The sequence below is a fragment of the Aerococcus urinaeequi genome (assembly GCF_001543205.1).
In the GTDB taxonomy this organism is placed as follows: Bacteria; Bacillota; Bacilli; order Lactobacillales; family Aerococcaceae; genus Aerococcus; species Aerococcus urinaeequi.
In genome coordinates, this window is the sequence record NZ_CP014162.1 from 863698 (window position 1) to 885863 (window position 22166).

The following is a 22166-nucleotide window of genomic DNA, read 5'->3' on the forward strand; positions in this document are numbered from 1 at the left end:
CTTGTTAAGATTCGCATGTACCTTGGTCGTGCTATTTAATCACTTTGCCTGTTTCAACATCGAAGAAGTGGGCCTTATTCATGTTAAAGGCAATCTTGATGGTTGAACCAACTTCATGGTAGTCACGGGCATCTACCACAGCAATGAACTCTTGTCCTTTAACATCTAAATACAGGATAGATGTTGCCCCTGTTAATTCGGATACCGTAATGGTTGGTTCGACAACCGTTTCTGGTGTAGCGTCTAAGGCCAATTGTTCAGACTGCATATCTTCTGGACGAATACCAAAAGTCACCGTTTTGCCGTCATAACCTTTCTCATCTAAAATGCGCCGAGATGGTGGGGTCACTTCAAGCTTGGTGCCACCTTCTAAATGAATATGGCCAGCTTCATACTTCACATCCACTAGGTTCATGGCAGGCGACCCCATAAATGCTGCTACAAAGGCATTTTCTGGGTTGTTATAGACTTCAAGCGGTGTCCCTACTTGTTGGATTTCACCAGCATTCATGATGACAATCCGGTCAGCCAAAGTCATGGCTTCTGTTTGGTCATGGGTTACATAGATAATGGTTGTGTTTAAACGTTTATGTAATTTAGCGATCTCAGACCGCATGTGAACCCGTAATTTGGCATCCAAGTTGGATAAAGGCTCATCCATCAAGAAGGCTTTAGGTTGACGGACTACTGCACGTCCTAAGGCTACACGTTGACGTTGCCCACCAGATAAGGCGGCTGGTTTACGTTCTAATAAGTCCGTAATTTGCAGTAATTCTGCCGCTTCATCCACGCGCGTATCGATTTCTTTCTTGTCTACATTACGCAATTTCAAACCGAATGCCATGTTTTCACGCACAGTCATATGTGGGTATAGGGCATAGTTTTGGAATACCATGGCGATGTCACGTGTTTTAGGTGCCACATCGTTAACGACTTGTCCGTCAATAACCAAGTCCCCTTTAGTAATATCTTCCAAACCGGCTACCATCCGTAAGGTTGTCGATTTCCCGCATCCGGAAGGACCTACGAAAACGATAAATTCGTTGTCTTTAATATCTAAATTGAAGTCCGTTACCGAAAACTTTTCTGCATTGTCGTATTTTTTATAAATATGATTTAATTTTATTTCAGCCACAAGGCATTCTCCTATCTTCAAAAATGCACAGTTCAATTGTCATTTTCTTAAACTTGTTAAAGGTGATACATGATCTATTTAAAGCATCTAGTCTAGATTCAAACAGGCTTCAAAATCATACTGGATGGATTAAGCTTCCAACAGTTGAAATTCGTCCAAGGTTTGGTCGCGGAATCTTGTTTTCCACATGACTAAGAGCAGCATGGTCACTAGACCGATTGTTTGCAAGCTAGCCATTAAAGATACATCAAAGTTGTATAAACCGTAAGCCATAGCCAAGAAGGTCGGCAGTGATAGGGCGTTTAGGATTAAATTGATGGACTCTTTATAAGTTTCAATGGACGTAACTGGGCTCCCCTTGGTCATATAGAACATGAGAGCCGCAATCCCAACCAAGAATAGGTTCATGGCTAGGAATATCAAGCTGATCACACTCGAGAAGATCAAGACCACTAAGACGCGGTTTTGGTCTAACCATTGCTGGCTCAAACTTTCCTGAATACCTGCTTGGTCAAGCCCTGTCAAGTCGAAGTCTTTGGTATAAAGGACCGTTGCCGTTGGCGCCCCAGCTTCCATTAAGACGAATTGATTCTCTTGGAAAATGAGTGCCGTTTTCCCGCTAGCTGCGAGTGTCTCTAGCTGATCGTCTGCTAATCCAAAGGCGACGGTTCCTTCAGCGCTTTCTGAAACCACTGGTTGGCCGATCAGCATTTCCCCATTTTCAAAGGTGACTTGCTGGATCTCGGCTACCACTTGGTCATCTACAAGGGCCATGGCATTGGGATAGTAGTCGGTTACGGGAAACTCGGTCATATTGGCATAGTTTAAGGTTACTGGAACTGTCATCAAACCGTTTAAAAAGAGGATGACCAGCAACATTTGCCACCATTTGAGGTCATGTCGGTTAAACCAAATTTTGCTTGGTGTCCAAATACTCTTAAAGTAATTGATGGGAAATATTGCTTTTAACACGTTCATCGCCTATCTTTCTATCTGCTAATTGCTTGCTTAATCCGTAAGTTACTTGTGAAAAATCATGTATTACCCTTTCGTACCACCAGCAGTTAAACCAGATACAAAGTTCTTTTGTAAGTAGAAGAACATGATTGAAATTGGTAAGGCGATTAAGAGCGCCCCTGCCGCGAATAGGGTTACCCGTTGTTCACGAGGATTGGTAATAAATTGTTGTAACCCGATGGCTACGGTGTAATTTTCTGGTGAACGCAAGATGAAACGGGCTAGCATGTACTCACCGAATGGGGTCATAAATGCCCATAAGGCTTGCACCGAAATCATTGGACGCACTAACGGTAAGACGATTTGTCCAAAGGTCCGTAAGTGGCCTGCCCCGTCTAATTTTGCGGATTCATCTAGGTCAATTGGCACGGTATCAAAATACCCTTTCATCAACCATGAGTTCATTGGGATTGACCCGCCGACATAGGCGAAAATCAAGAACCATAATTTGTCTAGCCCCCCAACTAGTAAGGCCATAACGTAAAAGGCGGTCAAGGCTGCTGTTGTTGGAACCATTTGAACGATGATGAAGAATTTTAGGGATTGTTTACGACCTGCGAACCGGTATCTTGAGTAGGCATATCCGGCTAAGGTAATAATCGTTACCTGTAAGGCCATGGTAATCACCGCAACGATTAAAGTATTAATATACCACTGACCGTATTGGGTTTCTGTAAACAAGCGTTCAAAGTTACTTAGGGTAAACTGACCTGAGAAGTTCAAGTTAAAGGCAATTAAGTTTCCACCCCTAAAGGCTGATGTAATGGTGATCAGTAAGGGATAGATGATGATGATTGCCATAAAGACTAAGAAGGCATAGGTAAAGAATTGGGTCCAAAAGCGGCCGCGTTTTTGCGTGTTTGCTAATTTTTTCTCAGCCATGGCTTAATCCTCCATTTCAAAAGCATTGGTGTATTTAAAGATGATCAATGAAATCACAATAACTATAGTTGAGATGATGATGGTAATCGCGGATGATACGTTATATTGTGGCGATTGCCCTGTTGTCAACTTGTAGACCCATGAAATCAAGATATCTGTAGTCCCGGCATTGTTCCCTACTGAACCAGGTCCACCTTCATTAAATAGGTAAATCATTGTGAAGTTGTTGAAGTTTCCTGTGTATTGCGTGATTAATACCGGTGCCGCAACTGACAAGATATGCGGGAAGGTAATGAATCGGAATTTTTGGATTGGTGAAGCCCCGTCGATTGAAGCGGCTTCGTACCACTCACCTGGAATAGATTGTAAAATTGACGTGGTTAATACGTAAATGTATGGGAAACCAAGCCAACCTTGGATAGAAATTAATGCCACTTTAGTCCAGAATGGGTCCGTTTTCCAGGCTAATGCCGGAATTTCTAAGAAAGGAATCAAATTGTTGATAAACGGAATGACCTGGGAGTTAATGGCCCCCGCTGACGGGTTAAACATATTGGAAAAAGTCAAAATTGAGATGAAGGCGGGTACTGCCCATGGTAACAATAGGATAACTCCAAAGAAGCGACGGAATTTGATGAATGGTTGGTTCATCAGAATCGCTAGGAAGATGCCTAGACCTACTTGCAAGGTTGTAGCAAATAGGGTCCAAATGACGGTCCATGAGAATACGGCACCGAATGTTTCTCGGTAAGTTGTTAAGGTAAAAATAGAATTAAAGGTCTCCAACCCTGTCCACTCAATGAGTTTAGCCGGTGGAATGTGCTGGAAGTCATAGTTGGTAAAAACGATTAAAATCGTTACGACTACAGGGAATACAATGGCAAATAACATTAAAATATAAGCGGGAATGGTTAATAAATAAGGGAAACCTGATTCGTAGAGGTTGTTTAAAATATCCTTAGCGGAACGGTTGACCTTGTCTGGGTTAATAGCATTTAATTTGGCCACATTCCGGGCATCCCACATTTGCACAGCGTAGAAAATAATAAAGATGACAGTTATTAATAATTCAAGTACCCCTTCAATTAAGAGGAAGAGGGAATGATCTTCACGAGGTGTTATCCCAAGCGTAACCAAACCGTTAAAGGCATCAAAGCCAAAACTGAATAAATGGAGAATATATAAGGCAAAAATGACTAAAAAGATGACGCCTTTTAGTACTTGCTTATTTAAAAATTGTCCCCCACCAGGAATGATTGAAGCCAGTGTTGCTTTATTAATCTGACTCTTTTGCTTGGAAGTGAAGTTCACTTTTTTTCTTTCTTTTGCAGTTTTAACCACTGCAACCAACTCCTTCACTAGAAAACCATGACAGGTATCATAGATTCTTTTTGTTTAATAGTTCATTACTTAAAAATTTATGCCACTTCTTATAATAAGAAGGATGGCTCAGCGATGATTACTAAACCATTAGCTAAACCATCCTCAATGTTTTTAAAGATGTGTCACTTAGTATTTTTGTGCAATGTTATCTACAATCACTTGAACAGCGTCGTCTGCTGATTGTTGTGCAGATTTGTTGCCTGATACTGCATCAAACATCATTGTTTCAGCACCTGTCCAAACTTCAGCCATTTCTGGAATATTTGGCATTGGTACAGCATCGTTATATTGTTCGATAACAGCAATCGCTAATTCATTTTCACCGGCATCCACAACTGCCTGACGGGCTTGTTGGTTAGCTGGTACTTCTGAGTTAAATTCATGTAGGCTATTCATATTTTCTTCAGTCGTTACATATTCTAACCATTGTTGTGCGGCTTCTTCATTTTCAGTGTAGCCTGAAACAATCCAGCCCTTACCACCACCGAATGTTTGGTAAGCTTCCCCATTTGGCAATGTTGGGATTGCAGCAACGCCGTAGTCAACGCCACCTTCTTGGTAAGAAGCTGCAGACCATGGTCCGCCGATTACTGCAGCTGTACTGCCAGAGATGAAGGTTTCATCTACGAAGCTACCAGCTGAAGTTGTATCTAACATACCTTCTGGCCATTTTTCGTACCATGTTTGTGCGTATTCAATCCCTTCAACAGCACCTTCAGTATTTAAACCGATGTCAGCTGTATCAGTACCATCTTGCCCGAAGATGTAGCCACCGTAACCAGCAATTAAACCGTAAGCAGAGTAGAAGTCTACCCAGTTTGCTAAGAAGCCAGTGTTTTTGCCTGATTCAGAAGAGTAGTCATATGCTGAATCTTCTGATAAGGTTTCCAATTCTTCAAATGTTGTTGGGGCAGTATCGATTAATTCTTTGTTGTAGTAAAGGACTAAGGCTTCAACTACATAAGGCATACCGTAAATTTCGTCATTAGCTGTTACTTGACGCTCGTCTGTTTCGTCATAACGACCATCATCTGGCAGTGTTACTGGTAATAAATGTCCTTGAATACCTAGGTTTCCGATCCGGTCGTAAGGGGCGATTGTCACGTCTGGCGCAATCCCTGCTGGACCATCTAATGAAAGTGAGTCTAAGGTTTCGAACATTTCACGTTCAACAACTTCAACGTCAATCCCTGTCTCTTCTTCAAAGGCTGGGGCAATTTCGTTTACGTAATCTACATAGTCAGCACCAACTGATACTTGTAAGGTGCTACCGCTTGCACTATCTGATCCGCCATCTGAACTAGCAGATTCTTCGCCACCATTCCCACATGCTGCAAGCACTAAAGCAGCTGACGCTGTTACCAAACCAAAGGCTGTTTTCTTCCACTGCAATTTACTCATTTACTTTTCCTCCTAAAATATAAATACCCATAGTGTAATCGCTTACACAGATTATTGCACATGATTATTTTCTTTGCAACCGTTTTCGTAACTCACTTATAATATTTTTTTACTTTTAATATATTGCAAGAACCCTATTTTCACTAATAGGCTTAATCTACACTAACTAAGTAAGTTCCTGGACTCACATATATGTAATCGCATTCAATTTCTGCAATATTGGTTAAGACAATTTTTGTATTTTTATCTACTACAATTTTTAGGTCTTGATTCCCTTGATTAAAATATGCCCGCAGGGTTTGCCCTTGATAATTCTTTTTAAAAGCTAATATTCGATCACTTGGCAAGTCGCGTGACCAATCTAGGCTGGCAGAGTGAATGAGATTACTATAGGTTTGTCGCATTTTTATGAGACCTTTAGTGAACTGTAACATCGCTTGATCTTGCTTATCCTTTTCCCAGACCATACATTTGCGGTTATCTGGGTCATTACCGCCATCTAAGCCGATTTCTGTCCCATAATAGATGCAAGGTGTACCCGTTTGTAAGAACATAAAAACGAGTGCTGATTGCACCTTATCTCTGTCATAGTTAGCCCTTGTCAGGATTCGGTCTGTATCGTGGGAATCCAGTAAGTTAAATTGAACCTGATTGGTTTGTGCCCGATAAAGCATTCGCTGGCTGGTTATCCTGTCTATAAATTGTCGATTAGTCATAATGTTTTCAATTGTATGATCCTTTACTACTGGTCCAAAGAAAAAGTCTTTGATTTGGTCTGTCAGCGGATAATTCATAATGGCATGGAATTCATCCCCTTCAAGGAATCGTTGAGCTGAATGCCAAATTTCACCTACAATATAGAAATCTGCCTTCAAGTTAACGCAAGTCCGATGGAAATCTTTCCAAAATTGATGGTCTACTTCATTGGCAACATCTAATCGCCAGCCATCGATATCAAAGGTTTGAATATAGTGACGAGCAACCTCTAGTAAGTATGCCTTAACTTGTGGATTGGCTGTATTTAATTTAGGCATATGTGGTTCAAAGGCAAAGGTTTGATAAGTTAATTGGTGACGGTCAAACTGTTCACCACCACTGTAATCAACTGCTTCAAAGGCTTTAACAGGGAATTCTTGAACATAAAACCAGTCGCTATAAACCGAATCAGCTTGATTGGTTAATACATCCTGCCATTGATTAGAGGTATAGCCAATATGGTTAAAAACAGCATCTAACATAACCCTCATACCGCGAGCATGAGCTTGATTAACCAGTTCCTTCAATATTTTAGGATGACCAAATGCTGGGTCAATTGTCATATAGTCATTAGTATCATATTTATGATTCGTGTCACCTTTAAAAATAGGCGTTAAATAGATACCCGTAATCCCCAAATTCTCCAAGTAGTCCAGATGATCGATAATACCTTGTAAGTCACCACCGTAGAAATCATCGTGACGCGGATGTTTTCTAGCTCCCCAGGGCAAAGTGTTTTCTGGATCATTGGTAGGATCTCCATTCGCAAACCGTTCAGGAAAAATCTGATACCAGACCGTATCCTTCACCCAAACTGGTGTTTTTACTCGGTCAATTTCATGGAAGTATGGCAGACGAAAATATGCATTTACTTGTTTCAAAATATCATGATCATCTATTGGATAAACCCCTCGATCACAATAAAATACTTGCTCGCCATCATTACCTTGAACACGAAAAGCATATGCCAAACGATTAGGCGCTAATTGCCATTCGCACTGCCAATAGTCATGTATATCACTAGTAGCCACCTTAGTCATAGCTTGACCTGTCTGATACCAAGCTTCTGAATAATGTAAATAAGTATCTCCCGCTAATAAATTTACTTTTACCACATCATCTTTCTTTGTACGCAAGCGGATATGAACAGTATCTTCCGTATATAAATAAGCAAATTCACTTTCTGGACGATGGTATAAAGCTGCTAAATCCAATAGTGTCCCTCTTTTCTCTACCCTACTTTGATTTTAATTATTTTCTATTTTAGAAAACGCTTACATTCGTTATTAGAAAAATAGCTAATGGCCTGTTAACCATTAACTATCTTCCTACTGTATGTTGATTTCTATCTTAAGAAAGAATCTCTCCTGCTTTCTGGCCCCCATCAATTTGTTGATCAGTTTCAGACAAGTCAATTCGATCAATAGCATCTGAGTTGGTTACCACTACGATAACTGTTTTTTCTTTACCTGCTTCTTCAACCGCTCGTAAGTTAATTTCACCAATCACTTGTCCAGCAGTTACTTCTTGATCTACCTTAATTGTTAGACCAAAAATTTCCGGGTCAAAATTATTTGTATCAATACCCATATGCACTAATACTTCTAGACCATTACTTGTTTGAATACCAATTGCATGATGACTTGGGAAAATCGATACAATTTTACCAGCAACAGGTGCGTAAACTTTCGCTGAGGTTGCGCCCTCTTTAGGCTCGACAGCGTAACCATCTCCCATCATTTTTTCTGAGAATACTGGGTCATTTACAACAGAAATATCCAATAATTGCCCAGATACTGGTGCAAAAATAGCTGTTTTTTGACCAGACGCCGTACCTTTTCCAGTATTATTAGCCGGTTTGTTGACCTTTGTTTTCCCTGTCACCTTGTCTGAAGGTTCCGGAACAGGTGCACCTGCCTCTAACAAGTCATTAATATCAGATTTTAAGATGTCAGATTTTGGTCCGTAAATTGCTTGTACACCAGTACCACGAACCATTAATCCCATAGCACCAGCTGCTTTCCAATACTCATCACTAGCTACTTTTTCAGTGTCCTTAACTGTCACGCGTAGTCGTGTCATGCAAGCATCTACAAAGTCGATATTTTCACGGCCACCTAATAAGTAGATAACATCTGCAATTTGTTGCTCGCTCGCATTTGAGGCAATGGCTGAAGTTTGGCCGTCAGCTGCTTTATCAGCTTGCTCAGCCCCCAATCCCTCTTCGTAGTTACCTAAACGACCAGGTGTTGCGTATTTAAATTTCTTAATCATGAAGTTTGCAATAAAGTATGTTAATACACCAAATACCAGTGTCACCAAGATGAAGTTGATCACGTCACCCATAATACCAGCTTGCGCTGATAATGGGATACGGGTCAAGAATTCAATAGTCCCGAACGAATGCACTCGTAGACTTAACACATCTGCCATAGCAAATGCCGCCCCTTGAATCACCGCATACACCACATATAAAGGCATAGCGATGAACATAAACATGTATTCCAATGGTTCAGTTACCCCAGTTAGGAAAACGGCAGCCGCAGCTGAAATAAACATTGGTTTATATTTATCTTTCTTATCTTGGTCGACATTGCGGTACATTGCGTAGGTTAACCCCATCAAGATACCTGAGGAACCAATCATTTGCCCAACTTTGAAACGAGCAGGCACCCAATTTTCTAGTACAAATTGATAATTTTGCGTGTCACCAGCATTGTTGAAGTTTGCTAAGTCAGTTGCCCAAGCTAACCATAATGGGTCTTGTCCAACTACTTGTGCACCCGCTTGCGCACCCGTTAAAATTTCATATGTACCTCCAAGTTCGGTGTAGTTAATCGGAATGGTTAACATGTGATGTAAACCAAACGGTAACAATAGACGTTCCAAAGTACCAAAGATAAATGGCGCTAAGATTGGCGCAGTATCTTGAGAAGTTGCAATCCATTGACCAAATGCGTTAATACCTGATTGAATCACTGGCCAAACAACTGCTAAACCTAAAGCAGTCACTAGTGACCATACAATCACGACAAATGGTACAAAGCGTTTCCCATTAAAGAAGGACAACACTTCTGGTAATTTACGATAGTTGTAGTATTTATTGTAAGCACTCGCCCCAATAAAACCCGAAATAATCCCTACGAATACCCCCATGTTTAAAGCTGGCGCTTCTAGAACACTAGTAAAGTAGCCATTTACAGGAATCGTTTGACCAAATACCGTGCTTGTCACAGCAGCAGGATCAGCTAACATTTCAGCTGTAACGCCAAACAAGGCACCTGTAATCCGGTTAATTAAGACAAAAGCAACAGCTGCAGCAAAGGCCCCACCAGCACGGTCCTTAGCCCATGAACCACCAATTGCAATGGCAAATAATAAATGCAGGTTACCAATAATGGCCCAACCAATTGACTCTAACACGCCACCCGTAGTGACTAAAAAACTAATATTTTCAGCGAACAAGGGAATGGTCTTACCAATTGAGATCATTAAACCTGCAGCCGGCATAACTGCAATAACAACCATCAAAGCCTTCCCAAATTGTTGCCAAAATTCAAACGTAAACAGTCTCTTCATTTTTTTCGCTCCTTTATTTACACCCTTTTTGATAACGGTTTCATAACTCAAAACAAATTATACACTGTAAAACGTTTTCATGCAACCGTTTGCATTATTTTTTTCATGATAACAAAAAAAGGACCGTGAGAATCTCCCACTCTCACGGTCCTTTAAATGTTTTATTTAATTAAAAAGTACTTCACTTCTTCATGCTACATCTAACATTTCTTAGCCTTAAATACTGTAGATAACTCAAAAAAGCGAGCTACTGAACATGCTAATGTTGTCATATTTACATACGTATTTTCAATATTTATCTTTATATTTAGCTTCTAGTCAATCGTTTCTACTCGTACACCTGAGTGGTCTGATACGGCTTGCTGACGGTCGCCATCAAAAACAACTTCAGAGGTCTTCACTTTTACATCTTTTGGTACAAAAATGTAGTCGATTCGAATTTGTTCTTTAAGCCCAGTCCAGCCACCGATTTCTTTCAATACTGTCGGTCCACCGACAGTTTCTTCTGCAATCGTATATGAGTCTGTAATAGGAATAGCCGTTGACACCATGTAGTCATAACCATCTGTACCGGCAGGATTATTAAAATCACCCATAAAATAAATTGGTAACTTAGTTCTAGTTAGGTATTTTTCAGTTTCTTGCCATTCATAATGAAATTCTTCATTATTTTTCCCGTGCCACCATGAGAAGTGACCAGAAACCGCCATAAAGCTTTCGCCATTTGGTTTAGTGATCTTAGCCGTAAGAATACGACGTGTTTTATAGTCATACCAATTATGACTTTTTGACACGTTATAGCTAGTGACGCTATCAATCGGGTATTTTGATAAAATCGCTACACCCTCTTGCATTGTGTCATGCGCTATATGAGTCATAGCCCACGACCAATAGTAGGTTTTACCTAATTCCGCTAATAATGCTACTAAACGCATGGCAAAATTATCTTCTTTAACGTTCACTTGCCCATCCATAGGGACAAAGTTCACAATATTTTTAACGTCTACTCGATGTCCAATAATTTTCTGATTAACTTCTTGTAAGCCCACTACATCGATATCCCACTCAGCAATCGATTGCGCAATAAAAGCTAATTTTTGATCTTGATCATCTTCACCATAAGAATGAGTATTTAATGTTAACAGTTTCAACTAAATTGACGCTCCTTTTTATTCATTTTGATATCAGTAACTTGTCTATTTAATTCGATTATAACTCAAACCATTTAATTCACAAAAACATAATGTGAAGTGAAGTCAAATCCTCTATTAACGCTCAGACATTAGCTACCCGTACTAATCCGCCAGATAGCAAAACGAATAAAGGCTGCAATCAATAGCATGGCCATTTCACCAGCAAAGTGGCTAATATTATGCTTCGGTGATTTGAAAAGGACTTGGAAGGCATCTCCTAGTCTCACTTTTAAAATCACAACACTAAAGGCAATTAAAATAAAAATCAAGATGGCCATTCCGGTGTTGCCAATCAATAAGAAACCAATCAAGATAAGTAATAAACTGATATAAAATTGCCCTAGACTATCTTGTGTTTGGTCAATTTGATCCCACTTAGATTTGATTAAAAAGCCCGCAAAAGGCAGGATACATACAGACATTAGTGAAATCACTGTAGAGACATTCGTGGTCAAGTTTTCTAGTAGACCCAGTCCTTGCGCGTTGCCTTGGAAAGTTAATAGGGCAACATATAAGATGGGTGCAATAACCAGTAATATAATCACAAAATGTACCATTCGACTTAAATTTTTTCTGGTCATAGGTCACGCTCCTCATTTTCTTTCTGTAATCGTTCTTGTTTTCGCACATATTCAAAATAGGCGATTGCTAATAAGTTGGTGGCTTGGTGGATAGGTAACATAGATGCAAAGGCTTCATCCTTATAATCAAAGCGTGTTGTTTTAAAATAGATTGTATAATCGGCTAAGCTAGCTAATAAACTGGTATGCATTTCACTCACCGCAATCAGGATGGCCCCTTTACTCTTAAAGATTTTCAATTCTCGTTCAATCAATGCCACATTGCCGCTAAAAGACGCCACAATCAGCACATCTCCAGGTTTAATAGATGCACTCGCAATTTTTAGCTCCAAAGGTGCTGAAATATCGATAGAAAATTTATTGTTCAATAAAATACTTCTTCTAAAATCGTTTAAAGCGTTCTTTTGCGCCCATCCAGTCCCGTATAAGAAGACATTATCCGCATCGAAAACACTTTCAACAATGGGTTCAACCTGCATATTACTGAACATCTTAAAGGTATCTTGGGTATCGGCTGCTAACTGCCCCATTGGATCAATTTCACTATCATGCCGTTGATTATCTGCTTCATTGTTGAGGTAAAACTTGAATTCCGCATAACCTGAAAAGCCAATTTTTTGGGTAAAACGGGAAATCGTCGATTTGGAAACGGCCAAAATCGTTGCTAATTCAGTGATAGACATCTTCCTAACTTTCTGACTATGCTTCATGATATAGTCAAAAATATAAATTTCATTTTCAGTTAACTTACTGTAAAAGTTGTTATAGATATTTTCTATTGGTCTCATAAATGCCTCCAAAATAATAAGAGTGGACCTCGGCCCACTCTTATTATATCAAAAGCGTTTACATTTAATAGATTAAGTTAACTCAGGCCAATATGATGTGTTTGCCTCAATTAAATCATCCAGAATTTGTTTGGCTACGCGTGCATTTGGCACGGTTCTTGATAAGGTAATAGCTTGCCATAATTTTTGATAAGAACCTTCGCTCCAAGCTTCAACCACTAATTTTTCAACGGCCACTTGTTGCTCCATTAAACCTTTTTGGAAGCGTGGAATTTCGCCCATTACCAATGGTTCAGGTCCGTTTGATGTAATGATACATGGGATTTCTACCATGGCTGTTGGATCAAAGTTCACGATTGATCCTTTGTTTGGCACAATCAACAACATTCTTTCACGCGTGTTATAAGCCAAGGCTCTCGCTAAATCGACAATATAAGAAGCGTGGTCATCTGCTTTCAATGTTGTTTTGGCACCTGAACCATAATTCACTACTTGGTTACATTCTGAGAATACTTGTTTCTCACGGTGGTCCATTACTTCATTGGCCCGCGTATAATCTGGATTAGCTACTGCTACTTCATCTTGAGGGTATAGGTAGTATTTTAGATAGGTATTTGGCAGGGTATCTTCATCCAGCCAAGACACTTCCTTTGCTTTTTCATAGGTATGCATCCAACTTTCTTCCACTTCCTCTTCAGAAGCATCAGCCAATTCTTCTGGCGTTACATAACCATGTTCATGAACCCACTCTTTTAATTTGGGCATTAAATCGTTACCTTCGTGGTCACGGATATCTGTCCACCAACCAAAGTGGTTTAGTCCATAATAGCGAACGACGAAGTCTTTACGAGATTTAAGTCCTAAAATATCCGCCATCCGGTATTCAATTCCTACAGGCATATCACAAATGTTGATAATACGGCTATTCGGACGTAATTTTCTAGTCGCTTCTGCTACGATTGCTGCTGGATTAGAGTAGTTTAACATCCAAGCATCTGGAGAGTATTCTTCCATATAATCAATCAATTCCAGTACGCCACCGATTGAACGCATACCGTAAGATATACCGCCTGGTCCACATGTTTCTTGGCCAATTACCCCATATTTTAATGGAATTTTTTCATCTTGTTCACGCATGGCATATTTACCGACACGAATGTGGGCCATCACGAAATCAATGTCTGTAAAGGCTGTAGCTGGATCAGTTGTCGCTACGAATTCAATTTCTGGTGCGCGTTCATTTAAGATAATTTCACAGGCATCGGCAATTTGTTTTTGTCGGTCCCCATCGTTATCGTAGAATTTAATTTGACGGATTGGGAAAGTATCTAAATTATCCAGTAACATCATGATGATACCTGGTGTGAAAGTTGAACCCCCACCTGCTACAAGAATCGATTGTTTCTTTAATGTCATTATGAATTCCTCCTAATGCAATTGTTTAACCGCTACTTTTCTATACCTCTATGCTAACAGAAAGTTAAGCGTTTTCATCACCCATTCAACCTTCTGTTCGCATTTCAGTATTTATGAACTTGTTCCAACTTACGGAAATTGTTCCTTATTTTTTCGCTTTACCTGTCCGCTTAGCAATTTCCACATCTACTTCATCACGAACTTGTGGAACATCTAGTCCAACGATAACTTGAATCGCTTGCCCCTTACGGACTACCCCGTGAGCACCATTTTCTTTAAACTGTTTGTCACTAGCTAATATATCTGGGTCTTTAACTGTTAATCTTAATCTCGAAGCACAGTTATTAACGTCAGTAATATTTTCTGGACCACCTAATAAATCTACATAGTTAGATGCTGTAACCGCAAAACGACCGCGACTTGGATCATTAGCTGCTTCTTCTGCATAACTTGACATAGCTTTATCGCTAGCTTTAGATTCTGAAGGATCATTGCTAGTATCATTTGGATCAAAACCAGCTGCTTCTTGTTTTTTCTTGTCTTTATAGTCTTGTTTAGAATACATTTTCACTTCTTCTTCATCATCTTCACGACCCGGTGTCTTCAAATCAAATTTGTTAATAATCAAGCTAAAGACTACAAAGTAGATAGCTGAGAAGATTAAACCAATCACTAGCCAAGTCACAATTGCCCCAAAATGATTAGACCACATTGGGATAATAAATTTAGAAACAACTGAGATTAAACCTGATCCTAAGTCTCCTGCCAGTCCAAATAGGTACATGGTTGTTCCTAGTGAGGCTGCAAGTAAGGAATGGATAAAGAATAGTTGTGGGGCGATAAATAGGAAGGTAAATTCAAATGGTTCTGTAATCCCTGCCATAATCGCCGTGAAAGCTGTTGGTAATAATAATGACAATACTTCTTGACGTTTTTCTTTTTTCGCAGTTGCATAGAAAGCTGCCGAAATACCAATCGGTGCGAAAATTTTTGACATATTATGCAGACCAAAAGCACCTTCTGGGAATTGTTCACGTAATGGGGCTGGATTTGAAGCAATCACATTTAATTGGTCTAACCAAGCACGTTCAATCCCGCCCTCAATTACGGCTGGCCCATAGGTAAATGGTTGATAGATAAAGTGATGTAACCCTGTAGGAATTAAAATACGTTCTAAGAATACGTATACGAATACTCCAAAGGCACCAGAACTTGCTAACCAACCTTGTAAGGTTGCAATACCACCTTGAATTGCTGGCCAACCCCAAGCTGTAATAAATGCTAGAGGTAACATAGTAAAGAATCCAAGAATATAAACAAATGTTGATCCTTGGAAAACCCCTAACCAGTCTGGTAATTTCGTATCAAAGTACCGGTTATGTAACCATACAACAACGGCAGCGACAAGAATGGCACCTATAATATTAGTGTCCAATGTTTTTACACTACCGATCAGTTTTAACCCACTGACACCACCTGGTTCTGCGGTATAATCTACCCCAAAGTTCGTCCCCCAAATTTCAAGAATTTTAGCCAGGAAACTTTGAAAAGTCATGTAAACAATAAATGACTCTAAACTTGCTCTACCAGCTGCTTTAGTAGCTAACCCAATTGGGAGACCAATCACAAATAATAGTTCAATTTGATTAAATACTGTCCACCCACCAGACTCTAATACTGACCAAACGTTACGCCATAAACTCCCTTCAGCTGCGATACCACCCATGATCAATTCATTTTGGAAAAGAATCGAAAAGGATAATACAATACCCGCGAACGAGAATAACAGCACCGGCACAAACATTGCGCCCCCAAACCGTTGCAATTTCGCCATCATAATTTCTTCACTCCTTTTTGTTGAATATTGCTTCCAATACTGTCATCTTAGCAGTGGATATCCACCTTTGCAAACGCTTCCATAACTTCTGGAACAATTTCTTTAACCAGCACACTGTTCCAAAGAAAGGAAATTGACCCAAAAAAAAGACCGTATAGCAATACGATCTTCTGAAGGTTAATAGTTATTGATATTTTTCCAAAAGTTAATACTTATCATAAACCTGTATACATACAAATTCTGACTATTACGGCAATAAATAGGATAAGCCATTCACCCGCTAGTTTACGGAAACTAGACGGTTCTCGTAACATGGCGAAAGCTTCGTTATATTTAATACCTAAAGGATAGCTCGAAGCCAGAATTAGGAAAATCATGAAGATGACCATACTATATTCACTCATTAAAATTAATGCAATTGTCGTCATCAATAGGCTTAGACAGAAATATTCTTTGGCATGGCGTTTAAACAACCTAGCTCTTCGCCATTTGATTTGCATTAAGATAGCTGCAACTGGGATACACAGTGTCCCTAGCATATAAATAAAAATCCAATTCGTTTGTGCAAAATAATCAATTAAGGTCAAACTAACAATTTTAGCTTGAACGAATATAAAAGCTAAATTCACTAAAGGCGTAATAAACAAGAGCAGTGTAACAACATTCATAATCCAACCCAGCACCCGTGTAGTCATCCCATACCTCCCTATTAAAATAGTGGCGTAACATATAGACACAACTATTATAACAAAAATAGGATGTGAACTTTGGCGTTTAGACAGGTAACTTCTAACGCATTTAAGCGAGTAAGTGCTAAAGCACCAACTCGCTCATAAACTGGAAGAAATATTTGTAGTAAGTTTACTTACTACAAATATTTCTGAAGTGGACTTGAGCTGGTCGAACGCACCCGACTATAGGGTGCGAGTCCCGACGCTAAGAAAGGGAACGTTGGAAGTTTAAAGCAGTAGATGGCGAAGTCAGCTACAATTTAAACTGAAACGCAGTCCTTTCTGGAGGGACGAACCCGACTACAGGATGCGAGACCCGACGCTAAGAAAGGAACAGCGAAAGACTATGCTTCTGCTAAGTATTTCTCTTCAAATTCATCTAGCAATGCGCGTGCTTCTTCCGTTGATTCAGTTTCCATTAGACCAATTCGCAAATCATTGGCACCACGGAATGAGCGGATGTAGATTTTAAAGAAACGACGTAATGGTTTATATGGACGACCGTCTTTGGCAGCATTCTCGTCGAATAAATCTAGGTGGTATCTGAATAGGTCTAACAATTCTTTTGGCGTGTGGTCACGTGCTTCTTCTTCAAAGGCGAACGGATTATGGAAAATCCCACGACCAATCATAACGCCGTCAACACCGTATTTATCCACTAATTCTTGACCGACTTGACGGTTTGGAATATCACCGTTAATGGTTAATAAGGTTTGTGGTGCGATTTCGTCACGTAGTTTTTTGATTTCTGGAATCAATTCCCAGTGAGCGTCTACTTTAGACATTTCAGTCTTGGTCCGTAAATGAATCGATAAATTGGCAATATCTTGCTTTAACAACAGACTAAGCCATTCTTTATATTCTTCCGTGTCTTGGTGGCCAAGTCTTGTTTTCACTGAAACGGGTAGGCCGCCCTCTTTGGCAGCTTGAATTAATTCAACCGCTACATCTGGACGGAGGATTAACCCTGATCCTCGACCGTGTTTAAAAACGTTAGGGGCTGGGCATCCCATGTTAATATCTAAACCAGCATAGCCCATTTCGTTCATCCCTTTAGCCATAGCCGCAAAGTGATCAGGATTGTCTCCCCAGATATGCGCTACGATAGGTTTTTCATCTTCTGTAAATAGTAATCGTGAATTTAATGAATCGCGACCTTTTGGATGTACATATGACTCTGAATTGGTAAATTCAGTAAAATAAACATCTGGTTTAGCTGCTTTTTGAACTACATGACGAAAAACAGTATCTGTTACATCTTCCATTGGCGCTAAAATAAAAAATGGTCGTGGCAATTCTTGCCAAAAGTTTTTCTTTTCTTCCACAATAAATTCCTTTCTCTTTTTCTTATATATTGAATACAAAATAAAAAAGCTATTCGCTTTTTTACTTACTTTAGAATTTTTGCTTACAGCGTTACATTATCTCAAATCTGAACCACAATTGGAAGCAAAATATCTTATATCATCATTACATTTTATTCTCTCAAAACTTAACCTAAAATAGTACCCTTTCCTTTTTATTTGTGATATAATTCACAAGTGAATAGGGATAACAATTTTCCTACTTTTATATATACGGTTTTAATTGTGAATTTTGTAACATAAACTAGGAGGTTTATTATGGTTAGGGTATTTGCAAGTCCGGCACATTATGTTCAAGGTAAAAATATTTTAACAAGTCAAGTAGCTGTAGACTACATTCAAAAGTTAGGTGATAAGGCCTTACTGCTAGCAGATGATGTTGTTTGGGAAATTGTTGGGGAAACCCTAACTGACTCATTGACAGCAGCTGGCATGACCATTATCCGTGAGCCCTTCCAAGGTGAAGCTTCTACTGCAGAGATTGATCGCGTGACAAAAATTGGCCAAAATAATGATGTAAATCTTGTTTTAGCACTAGGTGGCGGGAAAGCTATTGATGCAGGGAAAGCCATTGCAGATGACCTAAAGTCACCAGTAGCTATTTTACCAACAGTTGCTTCTACAGATGCACCAACTTCTGCGCTATCTGTTATTTACTCTGAGGAAGGCGCCTTTGAGAAATACCGATTCTACAAGAAGAATCCCGATCTAGTCCTATTAGATAGTCAAATTATTGCGCAAGCACCAGCTCGTTTCTTCGCTTCAGGAATCGCTGATGCACTGGCAACTGCAGTTGAAATGCGCCCAACGATGACCGGTAACCACGATACCATGGCTGGTGGGAAAACAACTTTAGCTGCTCAAGCAATTGGAGATAAGAGTAAGGAAGTCTTATTCGCTGACGGGATTAAAGCCTTTAAAGCCGTTGAAAAACAGGCAGTCACATCAGCAGTTGAGAATGTTATTGAAGCCAACACACTTCTTAGTGGACTTGGTTTTGAATCTGGTGGTCTTGCAGCTGCCCACGCTATCCATAATGGTTTCACAGCTTTAGAAGGTGACATTCATCACCTAACCCACGGTGAAAAAGTTGCTTATGGTACGCTAACACAACTCTTTATGGAAAATCGTCCAACTGAAGAGATTGATGCTTACATCGACCTGTATCAAGCTTTAAACTTACCTACTACCCTAAAAGAATTACACTTGGATCCTGAAGACCGTGACGCCTTGATTCGCGTGGGGGAACAGGCCACAATTGAAGGGGAAACAATTCACAACATGCCATATATCGTCACAGCTGAAGACGTTGCTGATGCCTTGATTGCTGTAGATGCATACGTAACTGGCCGCTAATAAGAATAAAAATGACCAATTCCAAAATTGAAAGCGACTGAGATATACTCAGTCGCTTTTTTTACATGTCACTTAAAAAGATGATTTAATGCCATAAGAAGTCCATGTATAGGTGGTTTTGTGCTGCCCATGTAGCTTCTGAGTGGTCACCACCTGCTTCTAAATGCATATAAGTTTCACCACCACGATCTAAGAATGCTTGCTCAAGATAACTAGCTTGATCTAAGCGACCTTCATTAACTTCTTGGTCACCAAAGGACAAGTATAATCGGGTATCTTGGTCGATAGATTGGCGTGCCAATTCAGCCACTAATTCATCAAAACAAAAACCAAAAGCTGGTGATAATGCGGCAGCTTTAGAAAAAGTCTCATTATGAACAACTCCACCATAATAAGCCATCAAGCCACCCATAGAAGAACCAGCAATTGCTGTGCCCTCACGCCCCGAAATGGTTGGATAGTTATCATCAATAAATGGTTTTAGGTCATTAACTAGCCAATCCATAAAATGATCGCCATAACCATCAATTTGACCAAAATGCGCTGTATCTACTGAATAGGGACAATATTCACGGAGACGCTCACCGTCTTCATGGCTGCACTCAATCCCTACAACAATCAGCTCTTTATTGTAGGTACCCAGAAAATCCAATAAATCCCAAGACCTTCCATAAGTCGCCATCTCATCAAAGAATAAGTTATGCCCATCAAACATGTAAAGAACAGGATAGCGTTCTTTACTTTCTGATAGACGATCTGGTAAATACAAGTGGATTTGTTTATCCACATCCTTAAATGGAAAATAAAAAGCAAATTGTTCAAACATAGCCGCACATCTCCTTATTGATACTTGCTTTAATACACCGTGTAGGAATAGATGAATGACTTCACTAAAATTCACTAAATGATATTTCTCCGCATCCGGGAAAATATAAGGCGCAATCGTTATAAAATAATCACTAGCAATTGAGCTAGGATCGACTTCTTCGGTAAATTGGCTACTAAATGATTGGAATTAACATAAAGTTTTCGTGTGCAATTGCTGTAATTCTTTGCCTGGTTGTCGGATTTTTTTCTGATAATGAAGCCATTCCTTTTAAATATTCCATTTCATTATAAGGCAAAAACACTTAAACAGGTATTGTTAATTACTTTTATTAGCTTTATACTAAACGAAACTTATCAAGTGATAAGTTTGTGATTTTTAAAAGCGAGCGATATGAAAAAATTCATAACCCTATCGAAGCATTTCAACCGAAAGCTCGTCTACAACTTGTGGCATCAGCTACTTTTTGACAAAGTATTGAAACGGTTATTCGAGAAAATGGCTACAATTGTTTCCCTAAGCGCCAGTACACTAGCAAATTAAAAAGATCACAATTAATTCAACAAGCTCACCAAACTATCAGGACATTATGAGAAAGAAGGTCATATGATGAATTCAACAATAAAGGTTGGTTACGCCTGCTTGAACCTAGACTTAGATAGAGGGTTTAAAACTTGTCGTTTTGCTAATTTAACTAATGAAAAGTGGATTGAGTTAATTAGCTGGAATTTAGAAACACTTAAGCAAATGTTGATTTATACTGCAGACCACAACATTCAAATGTTAAGGTTATCAAGTGATTTAATTCCTTTTGCAACTAAGGCTAAAGATGATGTTAATTTAGACTGGCAGGTATATTTCCAAGATGAATTCGATGCGCTAAAGAAGCTCATAAAGAATTTAGACATCCGCATATCCTTTCACCCTGGTCAATATACCGTGCTAAATTCACCAAAGGAGGATGTAGTAGAACGCGCAATTGCTGATTTGGATTATCATGCCGATTTGTTGGCGTTATTGGGCGGTGATCAAAGTAATAAAATGGTCATTCATATTGGTGGTGTGTATGGCGATAAAGAAGCCGCAATTCAACGGTTTATTCAAGTAGCTAATAGCCTTTCTAGTAAGATTCGTCGTCATTTAATCATCGAAAATGATGAACGCTTATTTAATATTGAAGATGTCTTATATATTAGTCAACTCACTCACTTACCTGTTGTATTTGATAACCTACATTTCAATATATTAAAACCTGAAAATAGCCGTAGTATGAAAACCTATATTGAATTAGCCGGTCAAACTTGGACTACTAATGATGGTAGACAGGCTATACATTATAGCCAACAAGCGCTAGATAAAAAACCGGGTGCACATACTAAAACGACCGCACTTAACCCTTTTATCCATTTCATTCAAAATGAATTAAGTGGCCCTATAGATATCATGTTAGAAGTAAAAGATAAAAATCGTTCTGCAGAAAAAATCCAATTATATCTTGACCAAGATATTGGGGCTGCCGAAAAGTTATGGGCACGTTATAAATATGCCGTTATGGCAAAGTCTTTAAATATTTATCAAGCAATTAGAGAACTTTTAAAAGATAAAGAGAACACAGATTTTGAAGCCTTTATCCATTATCTTGAAACTGCTGAAAACTTACCAGAAGACATTGGTAATGAAATAAATGCTGGACAACACATTTGGGGATACTTTAAAAAAACAAGCCACCGACACTGAGCGAGGTAAGTTTAAACGCATTCAAGAAAGACTACAAAATCAAGAAATATCGATTACACAATTTCGTCGATACTTGAAACAATTACTAAAAAAGTACCCAGATCCATATTTAGTTGACAGTATTTACTTCAAAATGAATTTCTGACTGAAACACGCTGCATATCGTAAGATTTCAAAAGTAAAT

At 39.3% G+C, this 22166-nt stretch carries 18 protein-coding genes; 3 read left to right on the top strand and 15 right to left on the bottom strand.

Features of this window, described 5'->3' with window-relative positions; translation table 11 throughout:
- Window positions 1-31 precede the first annotated feature (31 nt).
- The 14 genes from AWM74_RS03885 to AWM74_RS03950 all read right to left on the bottom strand — a co-directional run bounded on the left by AWM74_RS03885 (window position 32) and on the right by AWM74_RS03950 (window position 17964).
- Window positions 32-1135, bottom strand: coding sequence for an ABC transporter ATP-binding protein (locus AWM74_RS03885; RefSeq protein ID WP_026465167.1), 1104 nt, complete (start codon window positions 1133-1135; stop codon window positions 32-34).
- 129 nt (window positions 1136-1264) lie between these two features.
- Complete coding sequence (locus AWM74_RS03890; protein ID WP_026465166.1) at window positions 1265-2113, bottom strand: DUF1189 family protein; 849 nt, start codon at window positions 2111-2113, stop codon at window positions 1265-1267.
- Window positions 2114-2176: 63 nt separating this feature from the next.
- Entirely contained in the window at window positions 2177-3034 is an 858-nt protein-coding gene (locus tag AWM74_RS03895; RefSeq protein WP_003143205.1) for a sugar ABC transporter permease, read from the bottom strand.
- A 3-nt stretch (window positions 3035-3037) separates the two neighbouring features.
- Window positions 3038-4345 (bottom strand): carbohydrate ABC transporter permease, encoded by a 1308-nt coding sequence (locus tag AWM74_RS03900; protein ID WP_026465165.1) that lies wholly within the window; start codon window positions 4343-4345, stop codon window positions 3038-3040.
- A 198-nt stretch (window positions 4346-4543) separates the two neighbouring features.
- Complete coding sequence (locus AWM74_RS03905) at window positions 4544-5818, bottom strand: extracellular solute-binding protein (protein WP_026465164.1); 1275 nt, start codon at window positions 5816-5818, stop codon at window positions 4544-4546.
- Between the two features lie 152 nt (window positions 5819-5970).
- The gene (locus AWM74_RS03910; protein ID WP_026465163.1) at window positions 5971-7788 is read right to left on the bottom strand and encodes a glycoside hydrolase family 13 protein; all 1818 of its coding nucleotides are present in this window, start codon (window positions 7786-7788) and stop codon (window positions 5971-5973) included.
- A 136-nt stretch (window positions 7789-7924) separates the two neighbouring features.
- Window positions 7925-10153, bottom strand: coding sequence for a PTS transporter subunit IIBC (locus tag AWM74_RS03915; RefSeq protein ID WP_026465162.1), 2229 nt, complete (start codon window positions 10151-10153; stop codon window positions 7925-7927).
- 314 nt (window positions 10154-10467) lie between these two features.
- Window positions 10468-11304, bottom strand: coding sequence for an endonuclease/exonuclease/phosphatase family protein (locus AWM74_RS03920; RefSeq protein ID WP_026465161.1), 837 nt, complete (start codon window positions 11302-11304; stop codon window positions 10468-10470).
- Window positions 11305-11435: 131 nt separating this feature from the next.
- Window positions 11436-11927, bottom strand: coding sequence for a hypothetical protein (locus AWM74_RS03925; RefSeq protein WP_026465160.1), 492 nt, complete (start codon window positions 11925-11927; stop codon window positions 11436-11438).
- The gene (locus AWM74_RS03930; RefSeq protein WP_026465159.1) at window positions 11924-12715 is read right to left on the bottom strand and encodes a MurR/RpiR family transcriptional regulator; all 792 of its coding nucleotides are present in this window, start codon (window positions 12713-12715) and stop codon (window positions 11924-11926) included. The genes AWM74_RS03925 and AWM74_RS03930 overlap by 4 nt, the downstream gene beginning before the upstream one ends.
- A gap of 72 nt (window positions 12716-12787) precedes the next feature.
- Window positions 12788-14131 (bottom strand): 6-phospho-alpha-glucosidase, encoded by a 1344-nt coding sequence (locus AWM74_RS03935; protein ID WP_026465158.1) that lies wholly within the window; start codon window positions 14129-14131, stop codon window positions 12788-12790.
- A 145-nt stretch (window positions 14132-14276) separates the two neighbouring features.
- The gene (locus tag AWM74_RS03940) at window positions 14277-15968 is read right to left on the bottom strand and encodes an alpha-glucoside-specific PTS transporter subunit IIBC (RefSeq protein WP_026465157.1); all 1692 of its coding nucleotides are present in this window, start codon (window positions 15966-15968) and stop codon (window positions 14277-14279) included.
- Between the two features lie 215 nt (window positions 15969-16183).
- Window positions 16184-16663, bottom strand: coding sequence for a hypothetical protein (locus AWM74_RS03945; protein ID WP_026465156.1), 480 nt, complete (start codon window positions 16661-16663; stop codon window positions 16184-16186).
- Between the two features lie 380 nt (window positions 16664-17043).
- On the bottom strand, window positions 17044-17964 hold the full coding sequence (locus AWM74_RS03950; RefSeq protein WP_051218126.1) for a tRNA dihydrouridine synthase: 921 nt from the start codon (window positions 17962-17964) through the stop codon (window positions 17044-17046).
- Between the two features lie 357 nt (window positions 17965-18321).
- Here AWM74_RS03950 and AWM74_RS03955 point away from each other — a divergent pair, with 357 nt between their 5' ends.
- Window positions 18322-19419 (top strand): glycerol dehydrogenase, encoded by a 1098-nt coding sequence (locus tag AWM74_RS03955; protein ID WP_026465154.1) that lies wholly within the window; start codon window positions 18322-18324, stop codon window positions 19417-19419.
- Between the two features lie 85 nt (window positions 19420-19504).
- Here AWM74_RS03955 and AWM74_RS03960 read toward each other — a convergent pair whose 3' ends face one another.
- On the bottom strand, window positions 19505-20245 hold the full coding sequence (locus AWM74_RS03960; protein WP_026465153.1) for an alpha/beta hydrolase: 741 nt from the start codon (window positions 20243-20245) through the stop codon (window positions 19505-19507).
- A 606-nt stretch (window positions 20246-20851) separates the two neighbouring features.
- On the opposite strand from AWM74_RS03960, the gene uvsE reads away from it, so the two are divergent.
- Window positions 20852-21982 (top strand): UV DNA damage repair endonuclease UvsE, encoded by a 1131-nt coding sequence (gene uvsE / locus AWM74_RS03965; RefSeq protein ID WP_248602794.1) that lies wholly within the window; start codon window positions 20852-20854, stop codon window positions 21980-21982.
- Window positions 21930-22127 carry a DUF1722 domain-containing protein gene (locus AWM74_RS09565; RefSeq protein ID WP_248602793.1) on the top strand — a complete coding sequence of 66 codons (198 nt, stop codon included), beginning with the start codon at window positions 21930-21932 and terminating at the stop codon, window positions 22125-22127. The genes uvsE and AWM74_RS09565 overlap by 53 nt, the downstream gene beginning before the upstream one ends.
- Window positions 22128-22166: the final 39 nt, after the last annotated feature.